Source organism: Collinsella sp. Sow4_D11 (assembly GCF_052116465.1).
In the GTDB taxonomy this organism is placed as follows: domain Bacteria; phylum Actinomycetota; class Coriobacteriia; order Coriobacteriales; family Coriobacteriaceae; genus Collinsella.
This window is the reverse complement of the sequence record NZ_JBQKLA010000003.1, coordinates 1-18,547: the sequence shown is the minus strand read 5'-3', so window position 1 is coordinate 18,547 and position 18,547 is coordinate 1. Positions and strand designations below refer to the sequence as shown.

The 18,547-nt window shown below is 61.0% G+C and carries 16 protein-coding genes; 9 read left to right on the top strand and 7 right to left on the bottom strand.

Annotated elements, in window-relative coordinates:
- Positions 1 to 83: 83 nt before the first annotated feature.
- The 6 genes from ACTQ40_RS02115 to ACTQ40_RS02090 all read right to left on the bottom strand — a co-directional run bounded on the left by ACTQ40_RS02115 (position 84) and on the right by ACTQ40_RS02090 (position 6,322).
- Positions 84 to 878, bottom strand: coding sequence for an ABC transporter ATP-binding protein (locus ACTQ40_RS02115; protein WP_441563232.1), 795 nt, complete (start codon positions 876 to 878; stop codon positions 84 to 86).
- Positions 871 to 1,794, bottom strand: a complete 924-nt coding sequence (locus ACTQ40_RS02110; RefSeq protein WP_427718394.1) for an ABC transporter permease — start codon at positions 1,792 to 1,794, stop codon at positions 871 to 873. Before ACTQ40_RS02110 ends, ACTQ40_RS02115 begins: the two co-directional genes overlap by 8 nt.
- Positions 1,795 to 1,997: 203 nt before the next feature.
- Entirely contained in the window at positions 1,998 to 2,978 is a 981-nt protein-coding gene (locus tag ACTQ40_RS02105) for an ABC transporter substrate-binding protein (protein WP_441563231.1), read from the bottom strand.
- Positions 2,979 to 3,136: 158 nt separating this feature from the next.
- Positions 3,137 to 3,925 (bottom strand): hypothetical protein, encoded by a 789-nt coding sequence (locus ACTQ40_RS02100; protein ID WP_441563230.1) that lies wholly within the window; start codon positions 3,923 to 3,925, stop codon positions 3,137 to 3,139.
- A gap of 250 nt (positions 3,926 to 4,175) precedes the next feature.
- Positions 4,176 to 5,579 (bottom strand): asparagine--tRNA ligase, encoded by a 1,404-nt coding sequence (gene asnS / locus ACTQ40_RS02095; RefSeq protein WP_427796158.1) that lies wholly within the window; start codon positions 5,577 to 5,579, stop codon positions 4,176 to 4,178.
- Positions 5,580 to 5,758: 179 nt separating this feature from the next.
- Positions 5,759 to 6,322 (bottom strand): PTS sugar transporter subunit IIA, encoded by a 564-nt coding sequence (locus ACTQ40_RS02090; protein ID WP_441563229.1) that lies wholly within the window; start codon positions 6,320 to 6,322, stop codon positions 5,759 to 5,761.
- Positions 6,323 to 6,570: 248 nt separating this feature from the next.
- On the opposite strand from ACTQ40_RS02090, the gene ACTQ40_RS02085 reads away from it, so the two are divergent.
- The 5 genes from ACTQ40_RS02085 (at position 6,571) to ACTQ40_RS02065 (ending at position 13,665) form a co-directional block, all read left to right on the top strand.
- Positions 6,571 to 7,470: an alpha/beta hydrolase gene (locus tag ACTQ40_RS02085; RefSeq protein WP_441563228.1), complete on the top strand. Its 900-nt coding sequence runs from the start codon at positions 6,571 to 6,573 to the stop codon at positions 7,468 to 7,470.
- A gap of 414 nt (positions 7,471 to 7,884) precedes the next feature.
- A complete protein-coding gene (gene feoB, locus ACTQ40_RS02080; protein WP_441563227.1) occupies positions 7,885 to 10,245 on the top strand; it encodes a ferrous iron transport protein B in 2,361 nt (786 codons plus the stop codon).
- 126 nt (positions 10,246 to 10,371) lie between these two features.
- Positions 10,372 to 11,568 carry an MFS transporter gene (locus ACTQ40_RS02075; protein WP_441547197.1) on the top strand — a complete coding sequence of 399 codons (1,197 nt, stop codon included), beginning with the start codon at positions 10,372 to 10,374 and terminating at the stop codon, positions 11,566 to 11,568.
- Positions 11,569 to 11,721: 153 nt separating this feature from the next.
- Positions 11,722 to 13,098, top strand: coding sequence for an alpha-amylase family glycosyl hydrolase (locus ACTQ40_RS02070; protein WP_441563226.1), 1,377 nt, complete (start codon positions 11,722 to 11,724; stop codon positions 13,096 to 13,098).
- Between the two features lie 3 nt (positions 13,099 to 13,101).
- Positions 13,102 to 13,665, top strand: coding sequence for a uracil-DNA glycosylase family protein (locus ACTQ40_RS02065; RefSeq protein WP_441563225.1), 564 nt, complete (start codon positions 13,102 to 13,104; stop codon positions 13,663 to 13,665).
- A 10-nt stretch (positions 13,666 to 13,675) separates the two neighbouring features.
- Here the strand turns inward: ACTQ40_RS02065 and ACTQ40_RS02060 are convergent, their stop codons facing one another.
- Complete coding sequence (locus ACTQ40_RS02060) at positions 13,676 to 14,326, bottom strand: hypothetical protein (protein WP_441563224.1); 651 nt, start codon at positions 14,324 to 14,326, stop codon at positions 13,676 to 13,678.
- A gap of 93 nt (positions 14,327 to 14,419) precedes the next feature.
- Here ACTQ40_RS02060 and ACTQ40_RS02055 point away from each other — a divergent pair, with 93 nt between their 5' ends.
- The 4 genes from ACTQ40_RS02055 (at position 14,420) to ACTQ40_RS02040 (ending at position 18,286) form a co-directional block, all read left to right on the top strand.
- Complete coding sequence (locus ACTQ40_RS02055) at positions 14,420 to 15,556, top strand: pyridoxal phosphate-dependent aminotransferase (RefSeq protein ID WP_441563223.1); 1,137 nt, start codon at positions 14,420 to 14,422, stop codon at positions 15,554 to 15,556.
- A 508-nt stretch (positions 15,557 to 16,064) separates the two neighbouring features.
- Positions 16,065 to 16,586, top strand: coding sequence for a 50S ribosomal protein L10 (rplJ, locus tag ACTQ40_RS02050; protein ID WP_117646079.1), 522 nt, complete (start codon positions 16,065 to 16,067; stop codon positions 16,584 to 16,586).
- Positions 16,587 to 16,688: 102 nt separating this feature from the next.
- The gene (rplL, locus tag ACTQ40_RS02045) at positions 16,689 to 17,066 is read left to right on the top strand and encodes a 50S ribosomal protein L7/L12 (RefSeq protein ID WP_154514707.1); all 378 of its coding nucleotides are present in this window, start codon (positions 16,689 to 16,691) and stop codon (positions 17,064 to 17,066) included.
- A 311-nt stretch (positions 17,067 to 17,377) separates the two neighbouring features.
- On the top strand, positions 17,378 to 18,286 hold the full coding sequence (locus tag ACTQ40_RS02040) for a UTP--glucose-1-phosphate uridylyltransferase (RefSeq protein ID WP_441563222.1): 909 nt from the start codon (positions 17,378 to 17,380) through the stop codon (positions 18,284 to 18,286).
- Positions 18,287 to 18,547 lie beyond the last annotated feature (261 nt).

The window sequence follows — 18,547 nt, the reverse complement described above, 5'->3', positions numbered from 1 at the left end:
CAAAGGTGTCTGTCCCTTTGTGGCGGTTTTGACGTCTGCGCAGATAAAACCTGCCAAAATAAACCTGTCCCTTTTTGGTAGGTTTAGCTCAGCAGCATGCGGTCGTTGGCGAGCTCGCCGCCCGAGACCTCCTCGAACTTCTGAAGCAAGTCGGCCACGGTGAGCGATTTCTTCCCATCGCCCGCCACGTCGTAGATTACGTGGCCCTCGTGCATCATGATCAGGCGATTGCCCAGACGGATGGCGTCGTTCATGTTATGCGTGACCATGAGCGTGGTCAGGTGGTTCTCGTCGACGATCTCCTCGGTCAGATTGAGCACCTTAGAGGCCGTCTTGGGGTCAAGTGCCGCGGTGTGCTCGTCGAGCAGTAGCAGGCGCGGCTTGGTGAGCGTGGCCATGAGCAGGGTGAGTGCCTGGCGCTGGCCGCCCGAGAGCAGGCCGACCTTGGCGTTGAGGCGCGTGTCCAGACCAAGGTCCAGGCGTTTGAGCAGCTTGACGTACTCGTCCTTCTCGGCCTTGGTGACGCCCCACGAAAGGCCGCGACGCTGGCCGCGACGCTTGGCGAGTGCCAGGTTCTCGGCAATTTGCATGTCGGCTGCGGTGCCGCGCATGGGGTCCTGGAACACGCGGCCCAGGTACTTGGCACGCTGCGACTCGCTCAGACGCGAGATGTCGGTGCCGTCGAGCTCGATAACGCCCGAATCGAGCGGATACACGCCGGCGATCATGTTGAGCAGCGTGGACTTGCCGGCGCCGTTGCCGCCAATCACGGTTACAAAGTCGCCATCGTTGAGGGTAAGGTCGACGCCGGTAAGAGCGCGCTTTTCGGTGACGGTGCCCTTGTTAAAGGTCTTCTTGACGTGCGAGAGCTTAAGCATCTGCCTCATCCCCCTTCGTATAGGAGCTGCGGAGCTTATAGCGCTCCCAAACCACGGGCACGCATAGGGCCACGGCGACAATCACGGCGGAGAGCAGCTTCATGTCGTTGGCGTCCATGCCCAGCTGCAGCACGATGGCGCGGATGAGGAAGTACACCACGGAGCCAAAGACGGCGGAGGCAAGACGGACGCTAAACTGCGTGAGACCGCCGGGCAGCAGGCGGCCGAGCACCTCGCCGATAACAATGGCGGCGAGACCGATAACGATGGCGCCGGTGCCCATGCCAATGTCGGCGTACTTCTGGCTCTGGCAGATGAGCGCGCCCGAAAGGCCAATGAGGGCGTTGGAGAGCACGAGGGCGATCATCTTAGTGGAGTTGGTGTTGACGCCCAGGGCGCGGATCATGTACTCGTTGTTACCGGTGGCGCGCAGCGCCGAGCCGATCTCGGTGCCAAAGAACCAATACAGGATGGCAACGATAGCCACGGCGAGCAAGATGCCCAGGATGATGGCAACGGTGGACTGCGGCAGACCCGTCATATTGCTGACGGCCGAGAACACGGTGCCCTTGGCAAGGATAGGCGTGTTGGATTTGCCCATGATGCGCAGGTTGATGGACCACAGGCTGATCTGGGTGAGGATTCCGGCGAGGATCGCGGGAATCTCAAAGACGGTAGTCAGAATGCCCGTGACCGCGCCCGCAATGGCGCCGGCGCACATGCCGGCCAAAACGGCGAGCAACGGGTCGGCATTGTTGTTGACGATGAGCACGGCGCAGACGCAGCCGCCGAGGGCAAAGCTGCCGTCGCAGGTCATATCGGGGATGTCGAGCAGGCGGAACGTGATAAACACGCCAAGCACCATAATGCCCCAGAGGACACCCTGCGAAACGGCGCCCTGCAATGCAATGAGCATGCTTCATACCTCCTAGGATAGGGTGGACACGTGATTTTCCATAATAGCGGTACCAATGCATAAAAGAGCAGCGGACGGACATTTTGTTTTACCAAAAACAAGCAGGGCGAACGCCGGTCTTTAGCGTTCGCCCCAATGACTCAGATATTGAATAACGCAGCTATGGCGCAAGCGCGTGCCTAGCTGCGTTACCGCGCATGGCGCTACTCGTCTAGAGCGGAAAGGTCGATACCCAGGGCCTCGGCCATCTCGTCGTTCTTGACGACGACCAAATCCTTGCTTGGGAGGTGCTTGATCGGCATATCCTCGGGCTTGGCCTCGCCCTTCAGAATCTTAACGGCCATCTCGCCCGCGGCGTAGCCCAGGTCCTCATAGTTGATGGAAAGGGTGAACAGGCCGCCGGCCATGCACATGCCCTCCTCGCCGGTCACAAAGGGAAGCTTGTTCTCCTTGCAGATCTGACCGACCTGCGCAGCGCCCGCGGCGATGGTGTTGTCAGTGGGAGAGTAGAGCGCGTCGACCTTGCCCACGGCAGACTCGACGACGGACTGGATCTCGTTGGAGCTCGAGACGGTGAAATCGGTGTACTCCAGGCCCAGCTTGTCGAGTTCTTTCTTGGCGGCCTTGATCTGGACGTCGGAGTTGGACTCGGCGGTGCAGTAGAGCAGTCCGACCTTTTTAACGTCGGGCAGGACCTTCTGCATCATCTCGAGCTGCTCGGCGACCGGGGTGAGGTCGGAGGCGCCGGTGACATTGGTGCCGGGCTTGTCGTTGTCCTGGACCAGGCCGGAGGCGGCGTAGTCGGTGATGGCGCAGCCCACGATGGGGATATCGGCCGTGGCGCCGGCGGCAGCCTGTGCGGCAGGCGTGGCGATGGCGTAGATCAAGTTGACGTTGTCGCCCACAAACTTGTCGGCGATGGACTTACACGTGGACTGGTCGTTCTGGGCGTTCTTCTGGTCGATCTTGACCTTGAGTCCGCTCTTCTTGATGGCCTTGACAAAGCCGTCGTTGGCGGCGTCGAGCGCGGAGTGCTCAGTGAGCTGCAGAACGCCGATGGTGTAGTCGGAACCGGCGGCTGCAGAGCCGGAACCAGAGTTGCCGCCGCATCCGGCGAGCGGGGCCAGTGCGAGCAGGCCGGCGGAGACCAGAAGGCTCCTGCGGCTGATGGTGATGTCGTTCATGTCATTACCCCCCGTATAGAAATTGCTGGAAACACTGCACTCAAACAAAGTGCAAGTGGGTCTATAGTAGCGCCGATGCCCATTTTTTCAACAACCTGTCGGGTTTTTTAATACTGAACCGGATGGACGGCGGGGGATTTGGCGGGCAACGGCAAGACTTAGGCGGCGGGCGCGGGCCGCTCCCCCTCGTCCAGCGCGGCAAAGAGCTTCTTGCCGTCGAGCAGGCGCGTGCTAACGTTTCTCATGCGGCCGACCTCGACGGTGCGTAGGGTGTCGTCGGAGCCGTGCTCGTCGACGACCGTTCCCAGCAGATACGAGACGCCGTCTCGCTGTTTGATGGCAAAAGGCCGAACGGTCATCCGCGTCACTTCGATCTTGTCATGTGTCGTGACGCTTGAAATGTCAAAGCTCACCGTGGTTCCGTGGTCGATGGCCCGCTCGATGAGCTCGCAGGTATCGATGCGTTTGGCGGGCGGTCGTGTGGCCTTGGCGGGTTTGCCTTCTGCGCTTGGTGCCGGCTCGGACGTATCGAGATAGCCGCGAACGTCGGCGCTTGCCATGGCGACCAGATGGCGCGCTATGCTTTTTCTGGTCGCGATGGGTGTGGAGCGGTTGCGCATGACCATGCCATGGAGTCGAATGATTTCCTCGTCGGAGAGCGGTCGGGTGAGAAGTCGGTAGCCCGCGCCGCGCTTGTACTCAATCTCGTATCCGGCATGTCGCAGGGCGGAAATCGCGGTATGGATACTGCGCCGCGCTGCCGAGATGGGCATGCGAGCGGGGTCGTCGGGATGGGCGAGGCGCTCGATCAGCTCATCGGGAGGAAGCGCTTTGTCCTCACCGGTATGCTCGCTTAAGAGTTGCAGGATGCGCACAGCGCGATAGGCTGCCATGGAAGCAGCACCCCTGGTCGTGGCCTCGTAGTTCTCAACAGCGGGTTTGGCCATTGCGTTCACGTCCTTTCCGTTTTTGGGTGATGACGCTACGGAGCCTAGGACACGGGGTTTGCTTAGGGGCACAGGGCACTCTGGGTGGTCGGTAGTCGTCGGCAAGCGGCGGGTCGAGTTTTCAACAGCCCTGATCAGCTGACCAAAAGCTTGACAAAAGCTTGACGGATGCTGTTGAAAAAAGCGCCCCTCGGCTTGCCGAGAGGCGCTGGTGCGACACGCTGTAACGCGCGGGGCGGAGCTGTGGCGATTAGAAATCGGCGTTGCCCACGGTGCGGGGGTGCGGAAGGACGTCGCGGATGTTGCCCACGCCCGTCAGGTACATTACCAAGCGCTCGAAGCCCAGGCCGTAGCCGGCGTGTTTGCAGGAGCCATAGCGGCGCAGATCAAGGTAGTACTTGTACTGCTCGGGGGCCATGCCCAGGTCCTTGATGCGGGCCTCGAGCAGATCCAGGCGCTCCTCGCGCTGGGAGCCGCCGATAATCTCGCCGATACCGGGAACCAGGCAGTCGGCGGCGGCGACGGTCTTGCCGTCGTCGTTCATGCGCATGTAGAAGGCCTTGATCTCGGCCGGGTAGTCGGTCACGAAGGTCGGGCGCTTAAAGTGCTCCTCGGTCAGGAAGCGCTCGTGCTCGGTCTGCAGGTCAATGCCCCAGCTGACAGGATAGTCAAACTTGTGACCGGCGGCGACGGCCTGCTCCAGGATCTCGACGGCCTCGGTGTAGGTGACGCGGGCAAAGTCGGAGTTGGCCACGTGGTTCAGGCGCTCGATCAGGCCCTTGTCCACAAACTTGTTGAGCATGTTGAGCTCGTCGGGGCAAGTGGCCATAACGTCCTTAAGAACGTACTTGAGCATGGCCTCGGCGTTATCCATGTAGTCGTTCAGGTCGGCAAAGGCCATCTCGGGCTCGATCATCCAAAACTCGGCGGCGTGGCGCGTGGTGTTGGAGTTTTCGGCGCGGAAGGTGGGGCCAAAGGTGTACACGTCGCCAAAGGCCATGGCAAAGTTCTCGGCATTGAGCTGGCCGGACACGGTAAGGCTTGCGTGCTTGCCAAAGAAGTCCTGGCTCCAGTCGACCTCTCCGGACTCGGTGAGAGGCGGATTTTTGGGGTCGAGCGTGGTCACGCGGAACATCTCGCCGGCGCCCTCGCAGTCACTCGTGGTGATGATGGGGGTGTTGACGTAGACAAAGCCCTGCTCTTGGAAGAAGCGGTGGATGGCGGCAGCCGCGACAGAGCGGATGCGGAACACGGCGCGGAACAGGTTGGTGCGCGGGCGCAGGTGCTGCTGGGTGCGTAGGAACTCGACGGTTGCGCGCTTCTTCTGCAGCGGGTAGTCCGGGGCGCTCGTGCCCTCTACCTCGATGGAGGTGGCAGAAAGCTCGAAAGGCTGGGGCGCATCGGGGGTCAGCTTGACGGTACCGGTGCAAATGAGTGCAGCCGAGACGTTTTGGTGGGCGATCTCGTCGTAGTTGCCGAGCGTCTCGCGGTTCATGACGACCTGCAGGTCGCGGAAGCAACTGCCGTCGTTGAGCGTGACGAAGCCAAAGTTCTTCATGTCGCGGACGGACTTGACCCAGCCGGCGACAGTGACGGTCTTGCCGCCGAGCGACTCGGCATCGGCATAGAGCTGCGCGATTTTGGTGCGGTTCACGTATCCTCCCATAACGGTTGAATGATAGTTATCCATACAGTTCGATATTCTAGCAGCTCGGCTCATTTGGGCTATACAGATAAGGCATTGACGGGACGGTTTTCAAACGAAAAGCGCCCGCGGCCAGATGGTCGTGGGCGCTTGGCGTGTTGCCTATTGGCTGTACGGCGCAGGACTCGTTACTTGGTCTTAGCCACCAGCAGCGGGTCGCCCAGCTTGACGAGCGGGTTGCCGGCGATAAGCGTTCCAGACTCGCCGACATGGTCGATGCTCTTAAGACGATCGAGCTCGGAGATGATGATGGTCACGATGTCCTCGTGGCCAGCGGCCTTAATGGCATCGCGGTCGAAACTGATGAGCGGCTGGCCTGCTTTGACCACATCGCCCATCTCGACAAAGCGGGCAAAACCCTTGCCGTTCATTTGTACGGTGCCCAGGCCGACATGGATGAACACGCGAAGGCCGTCCTCGGTGATCATGCCAATAGAGTGGTTGGTGACGGTGGTGGCGCCGATGCGGCCGTTAGCGGGCGCATAGATGGTGCCGGTGATGGGCTCGATGCCGTAGCCCTGGCCGAGCATACCCGAGGCGATGGTCTCGTCGGGAATCTCGTTTAGATTGACGAGCACACCGTTAACGGGAGCGTAGATGACGCCTTCGCGGGTGGCGAAGCTTGCTGCGGGCGGTACGGACGCCTCGCCCGACGAGTTGAACGTGGACTTGAGCGAATCGAGCAGACCCATAGATGCCTCCAACGTATCAAGTGCGCATGTGGCGCACGCGTAGTTTTGCCGGAAACGTTTCGTGTGTGTTTACCGGCTCGGTCAGCGTCCCTATTTTACGCTGCTCAACGACGGCCCTGAGCTGGGATTATGTGATATATCAGTTGAAGGGAAACTTATTGCGGATGCGTTTCGATGCCGTGCGTCCAAGTGGGGTACGCTTGAAGGCGATACATGACGTGCGCACGAATCGCGCGAAGGGAGCATATATGATTGTCGAGAGCCATGCGCTGTGGGGCGAGGAGCCGACCGAGGAATATCCGGCGACGTTTACCTATATGGGGGCCGAACCGCTGCCCGGCAAGCCCAATGGTCGTCGCCCGGCAGTGATCATCTGCGGCGGAGGCGCGTTTACGCACATCGCCCCGCATGAGCAAGATCCGGTGGCGTTTGCCTTTTTGGATCACGGGTACCAGGCCTTTGTTCTCAACTATGTCACGAGTGGCACGGGTGACGTGAGCTTTCCGCACCCCCAGGCAGATCTTGCCAAGATGGTCGCCACGGTTCGTGCGAATGCCGACGAGTGGCATGTCGATCCCAAGCGCGTGTGCGTTGTGGGATTCTCGGCGGGCGGCATGATTTGCGCCTCGCTGGCAACGCAGTGGAAGACCGGCCCCTTCGCGGCACTTGTCGGGGCGCGTCCGGACGACATTCGTCCCGATGTCGTGGTGCTGGGCTATCCGTTGCTCGACCTTGCCTATGTCCGCGACATGCAGACGCGCGATCCGCGCATCGACTTGCGCGTGCCCAAGACAGGTGGCAAGACGGGGCGCGATTTGCTCAACGACTACCTGTCGATGGTGACCGGTGGCGAGGCCACCGAAGAGCACCTGGCCGATATCTGCCCTACCACGCATGTTTCGCGTCAGATGCCGCCGACCTTTGTGTGGGGCGTGTCCGATGACAAAACGGCGCCGATCGCGCAGGTCTATCCGTTTGCTCAGCGTATGGCCGAGGAGGGCGTCGCTTGCGAGATGCACGTCTTTGACCAAGGCGGTCACGGCCTTTCGCTCGGCAATGCCAATACCGCGGTCGACAACGAGGACAAACAGGTGGCAGTCCGCCCTTGGATTCGCCTAGCCTTCCGCTTCCTGGAGCGCCATCTGTAAGAGTAAGAGGGCCAGTCCCTCCCGTCCCTCATAACTTGCGGTGAAATAGTTCCTGTTTTTGCTGGTTAAAGCCCCAAACAGGAACTATTCCACCGCAACTTCGTTTTGATGCCCGGACCGGAAACCGCGTCCCAGTTTTGTCCGCAGTCCCGCTTCGGAGTGGGACGCGGTTTCCCCGAGAGGCCCCATCGGGAAATCGGGGACCGGAATTCGCCTGAGTAGTGGGATGCAGTTTCCGCAGCAGGCTCGTCTGGAAAACCGGGGTCCGGAATCCCCATTGCAACAATCTGTTGATTGAACGTCGCTGCATGTTCGCGCTATCATGCATGGTTAAAATTGGTTAGCCATGGCAAACGGTTAGCAATGGTGAACATAAATGCAACGCCCTGTGGGCGTCGGGGGAGGAACACGTACGTGAAGCTCGATACACTCGAGATTGGAAAGGACGCCGTTGTCGCATCGGTGGCATCGGACGATCAGGCACTCCGACAGCATATTTTGGACATGGGCTTAACGCCGGGCACCGAAGTCACCATGATGAAGTACGCCCCCATGGGCGACCCGCTCGAGATTCGCCTGCGTGGCTACGAGTTGACGCTGCGCAAAGACGATGCTGCTCGCATTGAGCTCGTGGGTATTCACGACACCGATACGAGCCCGCGCGTTAACGCCGCAATCGGTACGACGGAGCACCCGGCGCTCGGTGAGGGGACGTATTCGCCCCGCGCGGCAAAAACGGCCGTGCCCGAGGGCGCGCCGCTGCACTTTGCCCTCGCCGGCAACCAAAATTGCGGCAAGACCACGCTGTTCAACCAGCTGACGGGTTCCAACCAACATGTTGGTAACTTTCCCGGCGTGACGGTCGACCGCAAGGACGGTACTGTCCGTAACCACCCCGAGGCGAGCGTTACCGACCTGCCCGGTATTTATTCGTTGTCGCCGTACACGGGCGAGGAGATTGTCAGCCGTCAATTCATCCTTGACGAGCATCCCGACGCCATCATCGACATCATCGATGCCACCAATATCGAGCGCAACCTCTACCTGACGCTGCAGCTTATGGAGCTCGACTGCCCCATGGTTATCGCGCTCAACATGATGGACGAGGTGACGGCCAACGGCGGCGCCGTGGACGTCAACCTGCTCGAGAGCCTGTTGGGCGTGCCTGTTGTCCCCATTAGCGCTGCCCGCAACGAGGGTATCGGCGAGCTGGTGGATCACGCTCTGCATGTGGCGCGGTTCCGCGAGCGCCCGGGTCGCCTGGACTTCTGCGCGCCCGATGGCCCGGACGGCGGTGCGCTGCATCGCTGTATCCACGGCATTGCCAACCTGATCGAGGACCATGCCGTGACGGCCCACATTCCGCTGCGTTTTGCGGCGACCAAGCTGGTTGAGGGCGACGAGCTGGTGACCGAGGCACTTCACCTGGATCGCAACGAACTTGACGCTATCGAGCACATCATTACCCAGATGGAGGGCGAGGCTGGCACCGACCGCCTGTCCGCGCTGGCCGATATGCGCTTTAGCTTTATCGGCGACGTGTGCGGGCGCTGCGTGGTGAAGCCGCACGAGAGCCGCGAGCACGTGCGCTCCGTTAAGATCGACCGCATCCTGACGGGTCGCTACACGGCCATCCCGGCGTTTCTGGTGATCATGGGCCTCGTCTTTTGGCTGACGTTTGGCGTGATCGGCGCGGCGTTGCAGGGACTTATGGAGGACGGCATCGCTGCCATCATCGCCTCGGCCGATGCGGGTCTCAAGGCGTTCGGAACCAACGACGTGGTGCGCTCGCTGGCTGTCGACGGCGTGCTTACGGGTGTGGGCAGCGTGCTGACCTTCCTGCCGATTATCGTCGTGCTCTTCTTGTTCCTCTCCATTCTGGAAGACTCCGGCTACATGGCGCGCGTGGCCTTTGTCATGGATAAGGTGCTGCGTCGCTTTGGCCTGTCGGGCCGCAGCTTTGTGCCCATGCTCGTCGGTTTTGGCTGCACCGTGCCGGCTATCATGTCGACCCGTACACTCCCATCCGAGCATGATCGCAAGATGACGGTCATGCTCACGCCGTTCATGAGCTGCTCGGCCAAGTTGCCGGTTTACGGCTTGCTGTGCGGAGCATTCTTCCCGCAGGCGACGGTCCCCGCCATGGTCTCGCTCTATCTGATTGGCATTGCGGTCGGTTGCATCGCGGCTTTGGTGCTCAACCGCACGGCATTTAAGGGCGACCCGGTGCCGTTTATCATGGAGCTACCCAATTACCGCCTGCCGAGCATCAAGACGACGGTGATGCTGGCGTGGGATAAGGCCAAGGACTTTATTACCAAGGCCTTTACCATCATCTTTGCCGCCACCGTGGTCATTTGGTTCCTCCAGACGTTTGACATCCGCTTTAATGTGGTCGCCGATCAGTCGCAGAGTCTACTTGCCGGTCTGGGTAGCATCATCGCGCCGGCGTTGGCGCCGCTTGGCTTTGGCGACTGGCGTGCATCCACGGCGCTCGTCACCGGACTTATCGCCAAGGAGAGCGTCATCTCGACCCTCACCGTGCTTTTGGATGCAACGTCACCCGCGGCGCTGTCGACCATGTTTTCGCCGTTTACCGCCTACGTGTTCTTGGTCTTTACGCTGCTGTACCCGCCCTGCGTGGCGGCAATCGGTGCCGTCAAGAGCGAGTTGGGCGCGCGCTATGCCGTTGCCGTGTTCGCGTTTCAGGTGACGGTCGCCTGGATTGTGGCGTTTGTCGTGCATTCGGCGGGCATATTGCTGGGGTTGGCTTAGCTATTTATTGACGGCGCAACCTCTGTGTATTGAGTTGTTGATTGCGGCCCCGCATCTGTGCTGACGGATGCGGGGCCGTTGCTATATAATCGCCCACCGCCCAAGACAATCGGAGAGGTTTCCTACATGACTCAGGCAAGACAAGATGGCATCTCGCTCAAGCAGTGGCTCCCGCTTATCGGGCTCGCCTGCTGCGCGTTCGTGTTCAACACATCGGAGTTCATGCCCATCGGCCTTCTGACTGATATTGCCGTATCGTTCTCGCTCACCGAGGCCCAGGCAGGCATCATGATTTCGGTCTACGCCTGGGGCGTCATGCTGCTGTCGCTGCCGCTTATGGTGTTTGCCTCGCGCTTTGAGTTCAAGCGTATGCTGCTCGGCGTGCTCGCTGTGTTCTCTCTGGGTCAGTTCCTGTCCGCCGTGGCGCCCACCTATCCTATTTTGGTCTGTGCACGCCTGGTGGTCGCTTGCGCACATGCCGTGTTCTGGTCGGTCGCCTCGATTATGGCGTCGCGCCTGGTCGACACCCGTCACGGGGCGCTCGCCATCAGCATGATCGCCACGGGCTCGTCCATCGCACAGATCTTTGGCCTGCCGATCGGCCGCGCCATCGGGCTGGCTGTGGGCTGGCGCATGACATTCGCTGTGGTCGGGGCCTTCTCTGCCGCCGCGGTGGTGTACCAGGCAGCGGTGTTCCCTGCCATGCCGGCGGGTGAGCGCTTTGCCGTTAAACAGCTGCCCGAGCTGCTCAAGAACCCGTTCCTCATCGCGCTCTACGCGGTCACGGTTTTTATGGCGACCGGCTATTACGCAGGCTACAGCTATATCGAGCCCTTCCTGGCGCAGGTCGCGCACGTCGACGCGGGCGCCATTACCATGACGCTGACGGCGTTTGGCTGCTCCGGTCTGGTGGGCAGCTGGCTGTTTGGCCGCCTGTTCGATGGGCACCGCTTCCCGTTTTTGGCTATCACGCTCTCCGGCGTGCCAGCGGCCCTGCTGCTCATGGGTTCGGCCGCATCGTCGCTCGCAGCAGTGCTTGCCGTCTGCGTGCTGTGGGGCTGCTGCGCCACGGCCTTCAATGTGGCATTTCAGGCCGAGCTTATCAAGTACACGCCGGCGGATTCGTCGGCTGTCGCCATGTCGATCTTCTCGGGCCTGTTTAATTTGGGTATCGGCACGGGCACCGCGATCGGCGGCGCCGTGGTTTCGGGCCCCGGTATCGCCTGGATCGGCTTCGCGGGCGGGGCGATTGCCGTCGTGGGCGTCATCCTCGCCATCACCGTACTGTTCCCAGCCATCCGTCGCACCAAGCCCGTCGCCTAATCACGTTCCCTCATCAGTTGCGGTGGAATAGTTCCTGTTTAAGGCCTCTGAAGGCCCAAGCAGGAACTATTCCACCGCAACTTATTTTGGGGGAGGGGATACAAGCCGGGCATACAATGGATGTCGTTGTGTTGAGCTTACCGGGAGGTTGCTATGTGGGCATACGAGACGACGTTCTATCAAATCTATCCGCTGGGCTTTTGTGGAGCTCCGCGCGAAAACGCCGCGCCCGTTGCCGAGGATGAGCTTGCCCAGGCTGCCAACGACGCGCCCAACCCCGATGCCCCCTTCATGAAAATCGCCCAATGGGCCGACTACCTGCAGGAACTCGGTATTGGCGCTGTGCTCATCAACCCACCGCTCGAGTCCGATAGCCATGGCTACGACACGCGCAGCCTGCGCCACATCGACCGTCGCCTGGGTGGGGATGCCGACTTTGCCGCCGTGTGCGAGACGCTGCATGCCCACGGCATCCGCGTGGTGCTCGACGCCGTCTTCAACCATGTGGGCCGTGGCTTTTGGGCCTTCCGTGATGTGCAGGAGCGCAAGTGGGACTCGCCCTACAAGGACTGGTTCCACATCAGCTTTGACGGCGACTCGTGCTACGGCGACGGCTTTTGGTACGAGGGCTGGGAAGGCCATTTTGAGCTCGTGAAGCTTAACCTGCAAAACCCCGCCGTGGTCGATTACCTGCTCGAGTCCGTGCGCCGTTGGGCCGAGGTCTTTGGCGTCGACGGTCTGCGCCTGGACGTCGCTTACATGCTCGACCGCGACTTTATGCGCCGCCTGCACGCCTTTGCCCGTGAGCTCAAGCCCGACTTTGTGCTGATCGGCGAGACGCTCCACGGCGACTACAACCAGATCGTCAACGACGAGATGCTCGACTCCTGCACCAACTACGAGTGTTACAAGGGACTGTACTCCAGCTTTAACTCGATCAACATGTTCGAGATCGCCCACTCGCTGCACCGTCAGTTTGGCGGCGACCCGTGGTGCATCTACCGCGGCAAGCACCTGCTGTCGTTTGTCGACAACCACGACGTGCCGCGCCTGGCGAGCATTCTCACCGACAAGTCGTGCCTGCGTCCCGCCTACGGCATGCTCTTTGGCATGCCGGGCATCCCGTGCATCTACTATGGCAGCGAGTGGGGAATTGCTGGCGAAAAGGGCGGCCCCGATGGCGACTGGGCGCTGCGCCCTGCGCTCGATGAGCCTGCGCCCAACGAGCTGACGGCGTTCGTCACACAGCTTACGCACCTGCGCTCGGCCGACGACGCGGCGGCCCGTGCCCTCAACTACGGTGCGTATCGCAACGTGATGATTCAGAACAAACAGCTGCTGTTCGAGCGCGCCTGCGACGACGCGACGGTGCTCGTGGCGGTCAATGCCGTGAACGAGCCTTATACCTTTGGAGCCGGCGAACTCAACGGTTCCTTCGTCGACCTACTTGCCGACGATGCGCCCACGGTCGAGCTGACGGGTGCGCTTGAACTTGCGCCCTACGAGGTGCGCTATCTGTTGAGGGCCTAGGTCATGGCGGTGTCAGACGAGGGCTATCAACATATTGAGCATGGGTTTGAGCCCGTGTTTGACCAGCACTCGCGCGTTTTGGTGCTCGGGTCGTTTCCCTCGGTGCTTTCGCGCGCCAATGCCTTTTATTACGGCAACCCTCAGAATCGCTTTTGGCGCGTGATGGCCACGTGCCTCGGTGTGCCTGTGCCGCCCAACGAGGGCGACCCTTTGGTGGGCGGCGAGCCCGCGACGCTCGACGCCTCTATTGCCGCCAAGCGATCCATGCTGTTGAACGGTGGTGTGGCCCTGTGGGATGTGGTCGAGAGCTGCGACATTAAGGGGTCGAGCGACGCGAGCATCAAAAACGTTGTGCCGGCATATATCGAACGCATCACTGGAGCTGCGCCCATCGAGCGGGTGGTATGCAACGGAGGTACGGCGGGGCGCCTCTATAAGCGCTATCTACAGGAGCGGACGGGTCTGTCCGCTGTCGTGTTGCCGTCAACTAGTCCCGCTAACGCGGCCTGGCGCCTGGAGCGGCTTGTCGAGCGCTGGCGCGAGGCAGTTGACTGGACCGCACGGTAATCTAGATCCTTTATTGAGCATGGGTGCCGAGGCGTTTGATGATGGCATGCCAGATTGGTGCGGGCACGGCGGGCTTGACGCGCACCATGCCGTCGACATCGACACTATCGGCATCGCCGCCGCCAAGCAGCTGCGCATGCTCTATGGAGCAGCCCATGCGCACGGCGCCTACAAGCTTATCCATCGCTTCGGAAAATGGCCGGCGTAAGAGGCCCATACGCGGGGAGTGGCGAAGCGCCGCAATACCGCTGCCGGCGCAGATGACAACGCCACCGCACCATGGCAGGTCACGAAGACGACAGGCCCGGCGCAGCCGCACGGCGGTTTCGTGTGCCCGTTCGGCGTCCTCGGACCCAGCAAGAACGACGACATAGACGCGTGTCTCTGTATCCCCGAAGCGATCGAGTATCTGCTCGACAGCGATTATCGCCTCATCATCAAATGCATCATCAACAGCGAACACCATGCCATCGACAACACCGGTGTCATTTGCCTTCAAATCAACCGGACGGGGGAGCGCGGTGCCGGAAAGCTGAGCATAGGCGGCGATGGCATCCTGCAGGTCCCAGAGTAAAAACTCAAGATCGGCGCTCTCGGGAATACTGATATACGCAATGGTTTGCAGCGTTTTTGGTACATCGCCGCGTGCAGTTGTCTCCATGCCGCCTCCTTTCCGGTTGGTTTCCGTTTAGGTTACACCGTCTGGTGGCGCGCGGGCGCGCTATCCTAGTGCAACCCTTACGAAAGGAATGCCATGCGACTGCCCATGAACACCTCGCTTGCCACGCTCAAGCCCTCCGGCATCCGCCGGATCAACGCGCTCGCCGCCCAGCACCCGGGGTGCATCGCGCTCGCGCTTGGCGAGCCCGATTTTCCCACGCCCGATGTGATTAGCGCCGAGGTGACCGCCGCGCTGGGCCGCGGTGACACGCACTATCCGCCCAACAACGGCCGTCCCGCCCTGCGCGAGGCACTGTCTACCTACATGGGAGACGCGGGCCTTACGTTTTCGGCCGACGAGGTCATCCTGACCGACGGCGCGACCGAGGCCCTGTCGGCAACATTTATGGCCATGCTCAACCCCGGCGACGAGGTTATTATCCCCACGCCAGCCTTTGGTCTGTACGAGAGCATCGTCGTGGCCAACCATGCCAAGGCGGTCTTCTTGGATACGGAGCCCGCGCAATTCCAGATTGACGAGGACGCGCTTCGCGCCTGCGTGACGCCGGCGACTAAGGCCATCGTCATCTGCACGCCCAACAATCCTACGGGCTGTATCCTCGACGCGGCATCGCTCGACGCCGTGGCACACGTGGCAGAGCAAGCGGGCATCTACGTAATCTGCGACGACGTATATAACCGCCTGGTCTATGTGGATGGCTATGAGCGCTTTGCCCAGCGCCACCCGGAGCTGCGTGAGCAGACGGTGGTCATCGAGAGCTTCTCCAAGCCATGGGCTATGACCGGCTGGCGCTTGGGCTGGCTCGCAGCTGCAGCCCCCGTCATCGCCGAGATCGCAAAAGCTCACCAATACCTAGTATCGAGCGCCGTCTCCTTTGAGATGGACGCCGCGGCCCGAGCCCTGACCGTCGACCCAACCCCTATGCTCAAAGTCTACCGAGCCCGCCGCGAACGCGTGCTCGCAGCCTTAGACACCATGGGCCTCGACGTAGTGGAACCAGCCGGTGCCTTCTACGCTTTTCCCAGCATCAAACAATTCGGCCTAACAAGCGAAGACTTCTGCATCAAAGCCATCAAAGAAACCAACGTAGCCCTAGTCCCCGGAGACTGCTTCGGCACCGAAGGCCACATCCGCTTAAGCTACTGCGTCTCCGACCAAGATCTGGACGAAGGCCTCCGCCGCCTGTCCAACTTCGTGTCAACCCTATAGCCCACCGGGACCCAAAACCATCAGCCCACCGACCCAAGCATTATGAGTGGGGCGCGCCGGCCAACGGAAAACCGGGCTGCCCCATAGTTGACGCAGGCCGCGCCGCCAAAGGCCAGGCGCAAGCTTTTCGTAGATTCCGCACGAGCCGAAGAGCACTAAATGTGCTCTTCGTGCGAGCCCAGGACCTGACCGAGCGAAAAGCTTGCGCCTGGCCTTTGGCGGCGCGACCGAGATGGTGGAATTGTGTGCAGCCAGGGTTGCCGTTGACCGACGCCGGGGTCCCCGCCATAATACTTTCGGTTCACGCACGAATCCGCTGCCAGAGACAGCCGGTGCAAACGGGCATTGCCCGCGAGCTTAATGGGATATCCCGCCAGCCGAGGTGGTCGAGTAGATATGTCTTCTCGCCCCCGTCGCTCATGCAGCGCGGGGGCTTTCTTTTTGGACATGCCCCCGTCACGTCCTTGTGGCGGACCGTGCCCGGAAAGAATTCGAGGAGGTGTAATTCATGCCCCAGCAGTACAAAATCGACAAGGTTGCAGAGATCGAGTCCCGTATCGCCGAGAATGCCGGTCTGTTCGTCGTCAACTACAACGGTCTGACGGTTAAGCAGGCTCAGGAGCTGCGTCATCAGCTTCGCGAGTGCGGCGCCGAGATGAAGGTCTACAAGAACAACCTGGTCAAGATCGCTCTCAAGAACCAGGAGCAGCCCGAGCTCGACGAGATCCTCGCCGGCCCCGTCGCTTATGTGTTCTACGAGACCGAGCCGGTCGAGGCCGCTAAGACCCTTAAGGACTTCTCCGCTAAGTCCAAGGGCGTCCTTGAGATCAAGGGCGGTATCTCCGACGGCAAGGCCGTTTCCGCTGATGATGTTAAGGCTATCGCCGAGCTGCCCACCAAGGACCAGCTTCTCGGCCAGATCGCCGGTCTCATCTCCGGTTTCGCTCGCGACATCGCTGTCTGCGTCAACGGCGTTTCCTCTGGTCTCGCTCGTTCGATCCAGCAGGTCTCCGAGCAGAAGGCAGCCTAGTCGCTGTTTTCACCCGCGGCGGCAACGCCGCACCCCTGGCGCATTCGCGCCGTGTTTTAACTGATCTCCGTGCACAGACACGGAAACCGAAAGGACTTAGAAATGGCTAAGCTTACCACCGATGAGATCATCGATGCTCTTAAGGAAATGACCCTTCTCGAGGCTTCCGAGCTCGTTAAGGCTATCGAGGACACCTTCGGCGTTTCCGCCGCTGCTCCTGCCGCTGTTGTCGCCGCTCCCGCTGCTGGCGCTGCTGAGGCCGAGGAGAAGACCGAGTTTGACGTCGTGCTCGAGGGCTTCGGCGACAACAAGATCCAGGTCATCAAGGCCGTCCGTGAGCTCACCAACCTTGGCCTGAAGGAGGCCAAGGAGGTCGTCGAGAGCGCTCCCAAGGCTGTTCTCGAGGGTGCCAAGAAGGAGGACGCCGAGGCTGCCAAGGAGAAGCTCGAGGCTGCTGGCGCTGCTGTCACCCTCAAGTAATCAGGCTTTCTCGCCAGATTTCTTTGCAGACGGGGTTCGCATTGCGAGCCCCGTCTTTTTTGTTTTGCCCCCTCATTCCCATTGCTCGGCACGCAGAACACTGCTGTCTTCGCCGTGCCAATCCCGTTACCGCTGGGGCATAAAATTGCACCATTCGAGCAATAATTTGCGTTGACCTGCTGAAGAATTGCGTTTGCCTTACGGCGACGTATGTCTCCGGCGGTAAGATACTTCGGTATCGCAATTTGGTCTGCGGCCGCCGTGCCGCACGCTTGGGGCGCTTTGCGCCTGCGAAAGGATCCTTGAATAATATGAAGGCAATCATCCCCGCCGCCGGTCTAGGCACGCGTTTTCTGCCTGGCACTAAGTGCACGCCCAAAGAGATGCTGCCGGTTCTCGACAAGCCGGTTATCCAGTATGTCGTCGAGGAGGCGCTCGCTCCCGAGGAGGTCGATGATGCTATCATCGTCACCTCTCCCGGTAAGCCCGAGCTGCTGAGCTACTTCCAGCCCGACCGTTCGCTCGAGAACCTGCTGCGCGAGCGCGGCAAAGATGCATATGCCGATGCCGTTGCACACGCAGGCGGTATGCCGGTCGACTTCCGTTATCAGTACGAGCCCAAGGGCCTCGGCCATGCCATTCGCTCGGCGGCCGATGCTGTGGCGGGGGAGAACTTCCTGGTTCTTCTGGGCGACTATGTTGTGCCCAACCATGACATTTGCGACAAGATGCTTGCCGTCTCCAAGGAGCATGGCGGCGCTTCGGTTATCGCTGTTGCCGCGTGTGCTCCCGAGGAGGTCAGCCGCTATGGCGTTATCGCCGGCGAGCGCGTGGGCTCCCTCGAGGGCGCTGAGGGCGTTGGCGATGCCGAGCCTGGCGCCGTGTGGCGTATCGGCGGCTTGGTGGAGAAGCCTGCTCCCGAGGCTGCGCCTTCTAACCTTTACATCGTCGGACGCTATCTGCTGAGCCCGCTGGTCATGGAGCTGCTTGCCGACCAGCAGGCCGGCAAGGGCGGCGAGATCCAGCTGACCGACGCCATGGCCCGTTCGCTCGACCGCGAGGCCATGTACGCCGTCGTCATCGATCCTCTGTCGGGCTACGACACCGGCACGCCTTCTGGCTGGATGGCCACCAACGCCCTTATGGCCGCAAGCGATCCTCGCTTTGCCGATGCCTTCTGGGATGCCATCGACGAGCGCGGCGGCTTGATGCGCAAGTAAACAGCGCTTACGGGTGCGGACTTCGGTCTGCACCCGTTTTTTTGCGAACTGCCGCTTAGCTCCGGAAAGTGCGACCCACAATTTGGTCGAATTCTGGGATGCGCTTTCCGGTTGGAGTCCCTAGCGGAAAGCGCATCCCAGAATATCGGCGGGACTGCGGACAAAAAGTTGGACCGTTGAGGTCCGGAACGGAGTCCGCATGGCATACAGTAGGAGAATGGTGGAGAGGGCCAGGGCGCTTCGCGGCGCCGGGCTCACCGT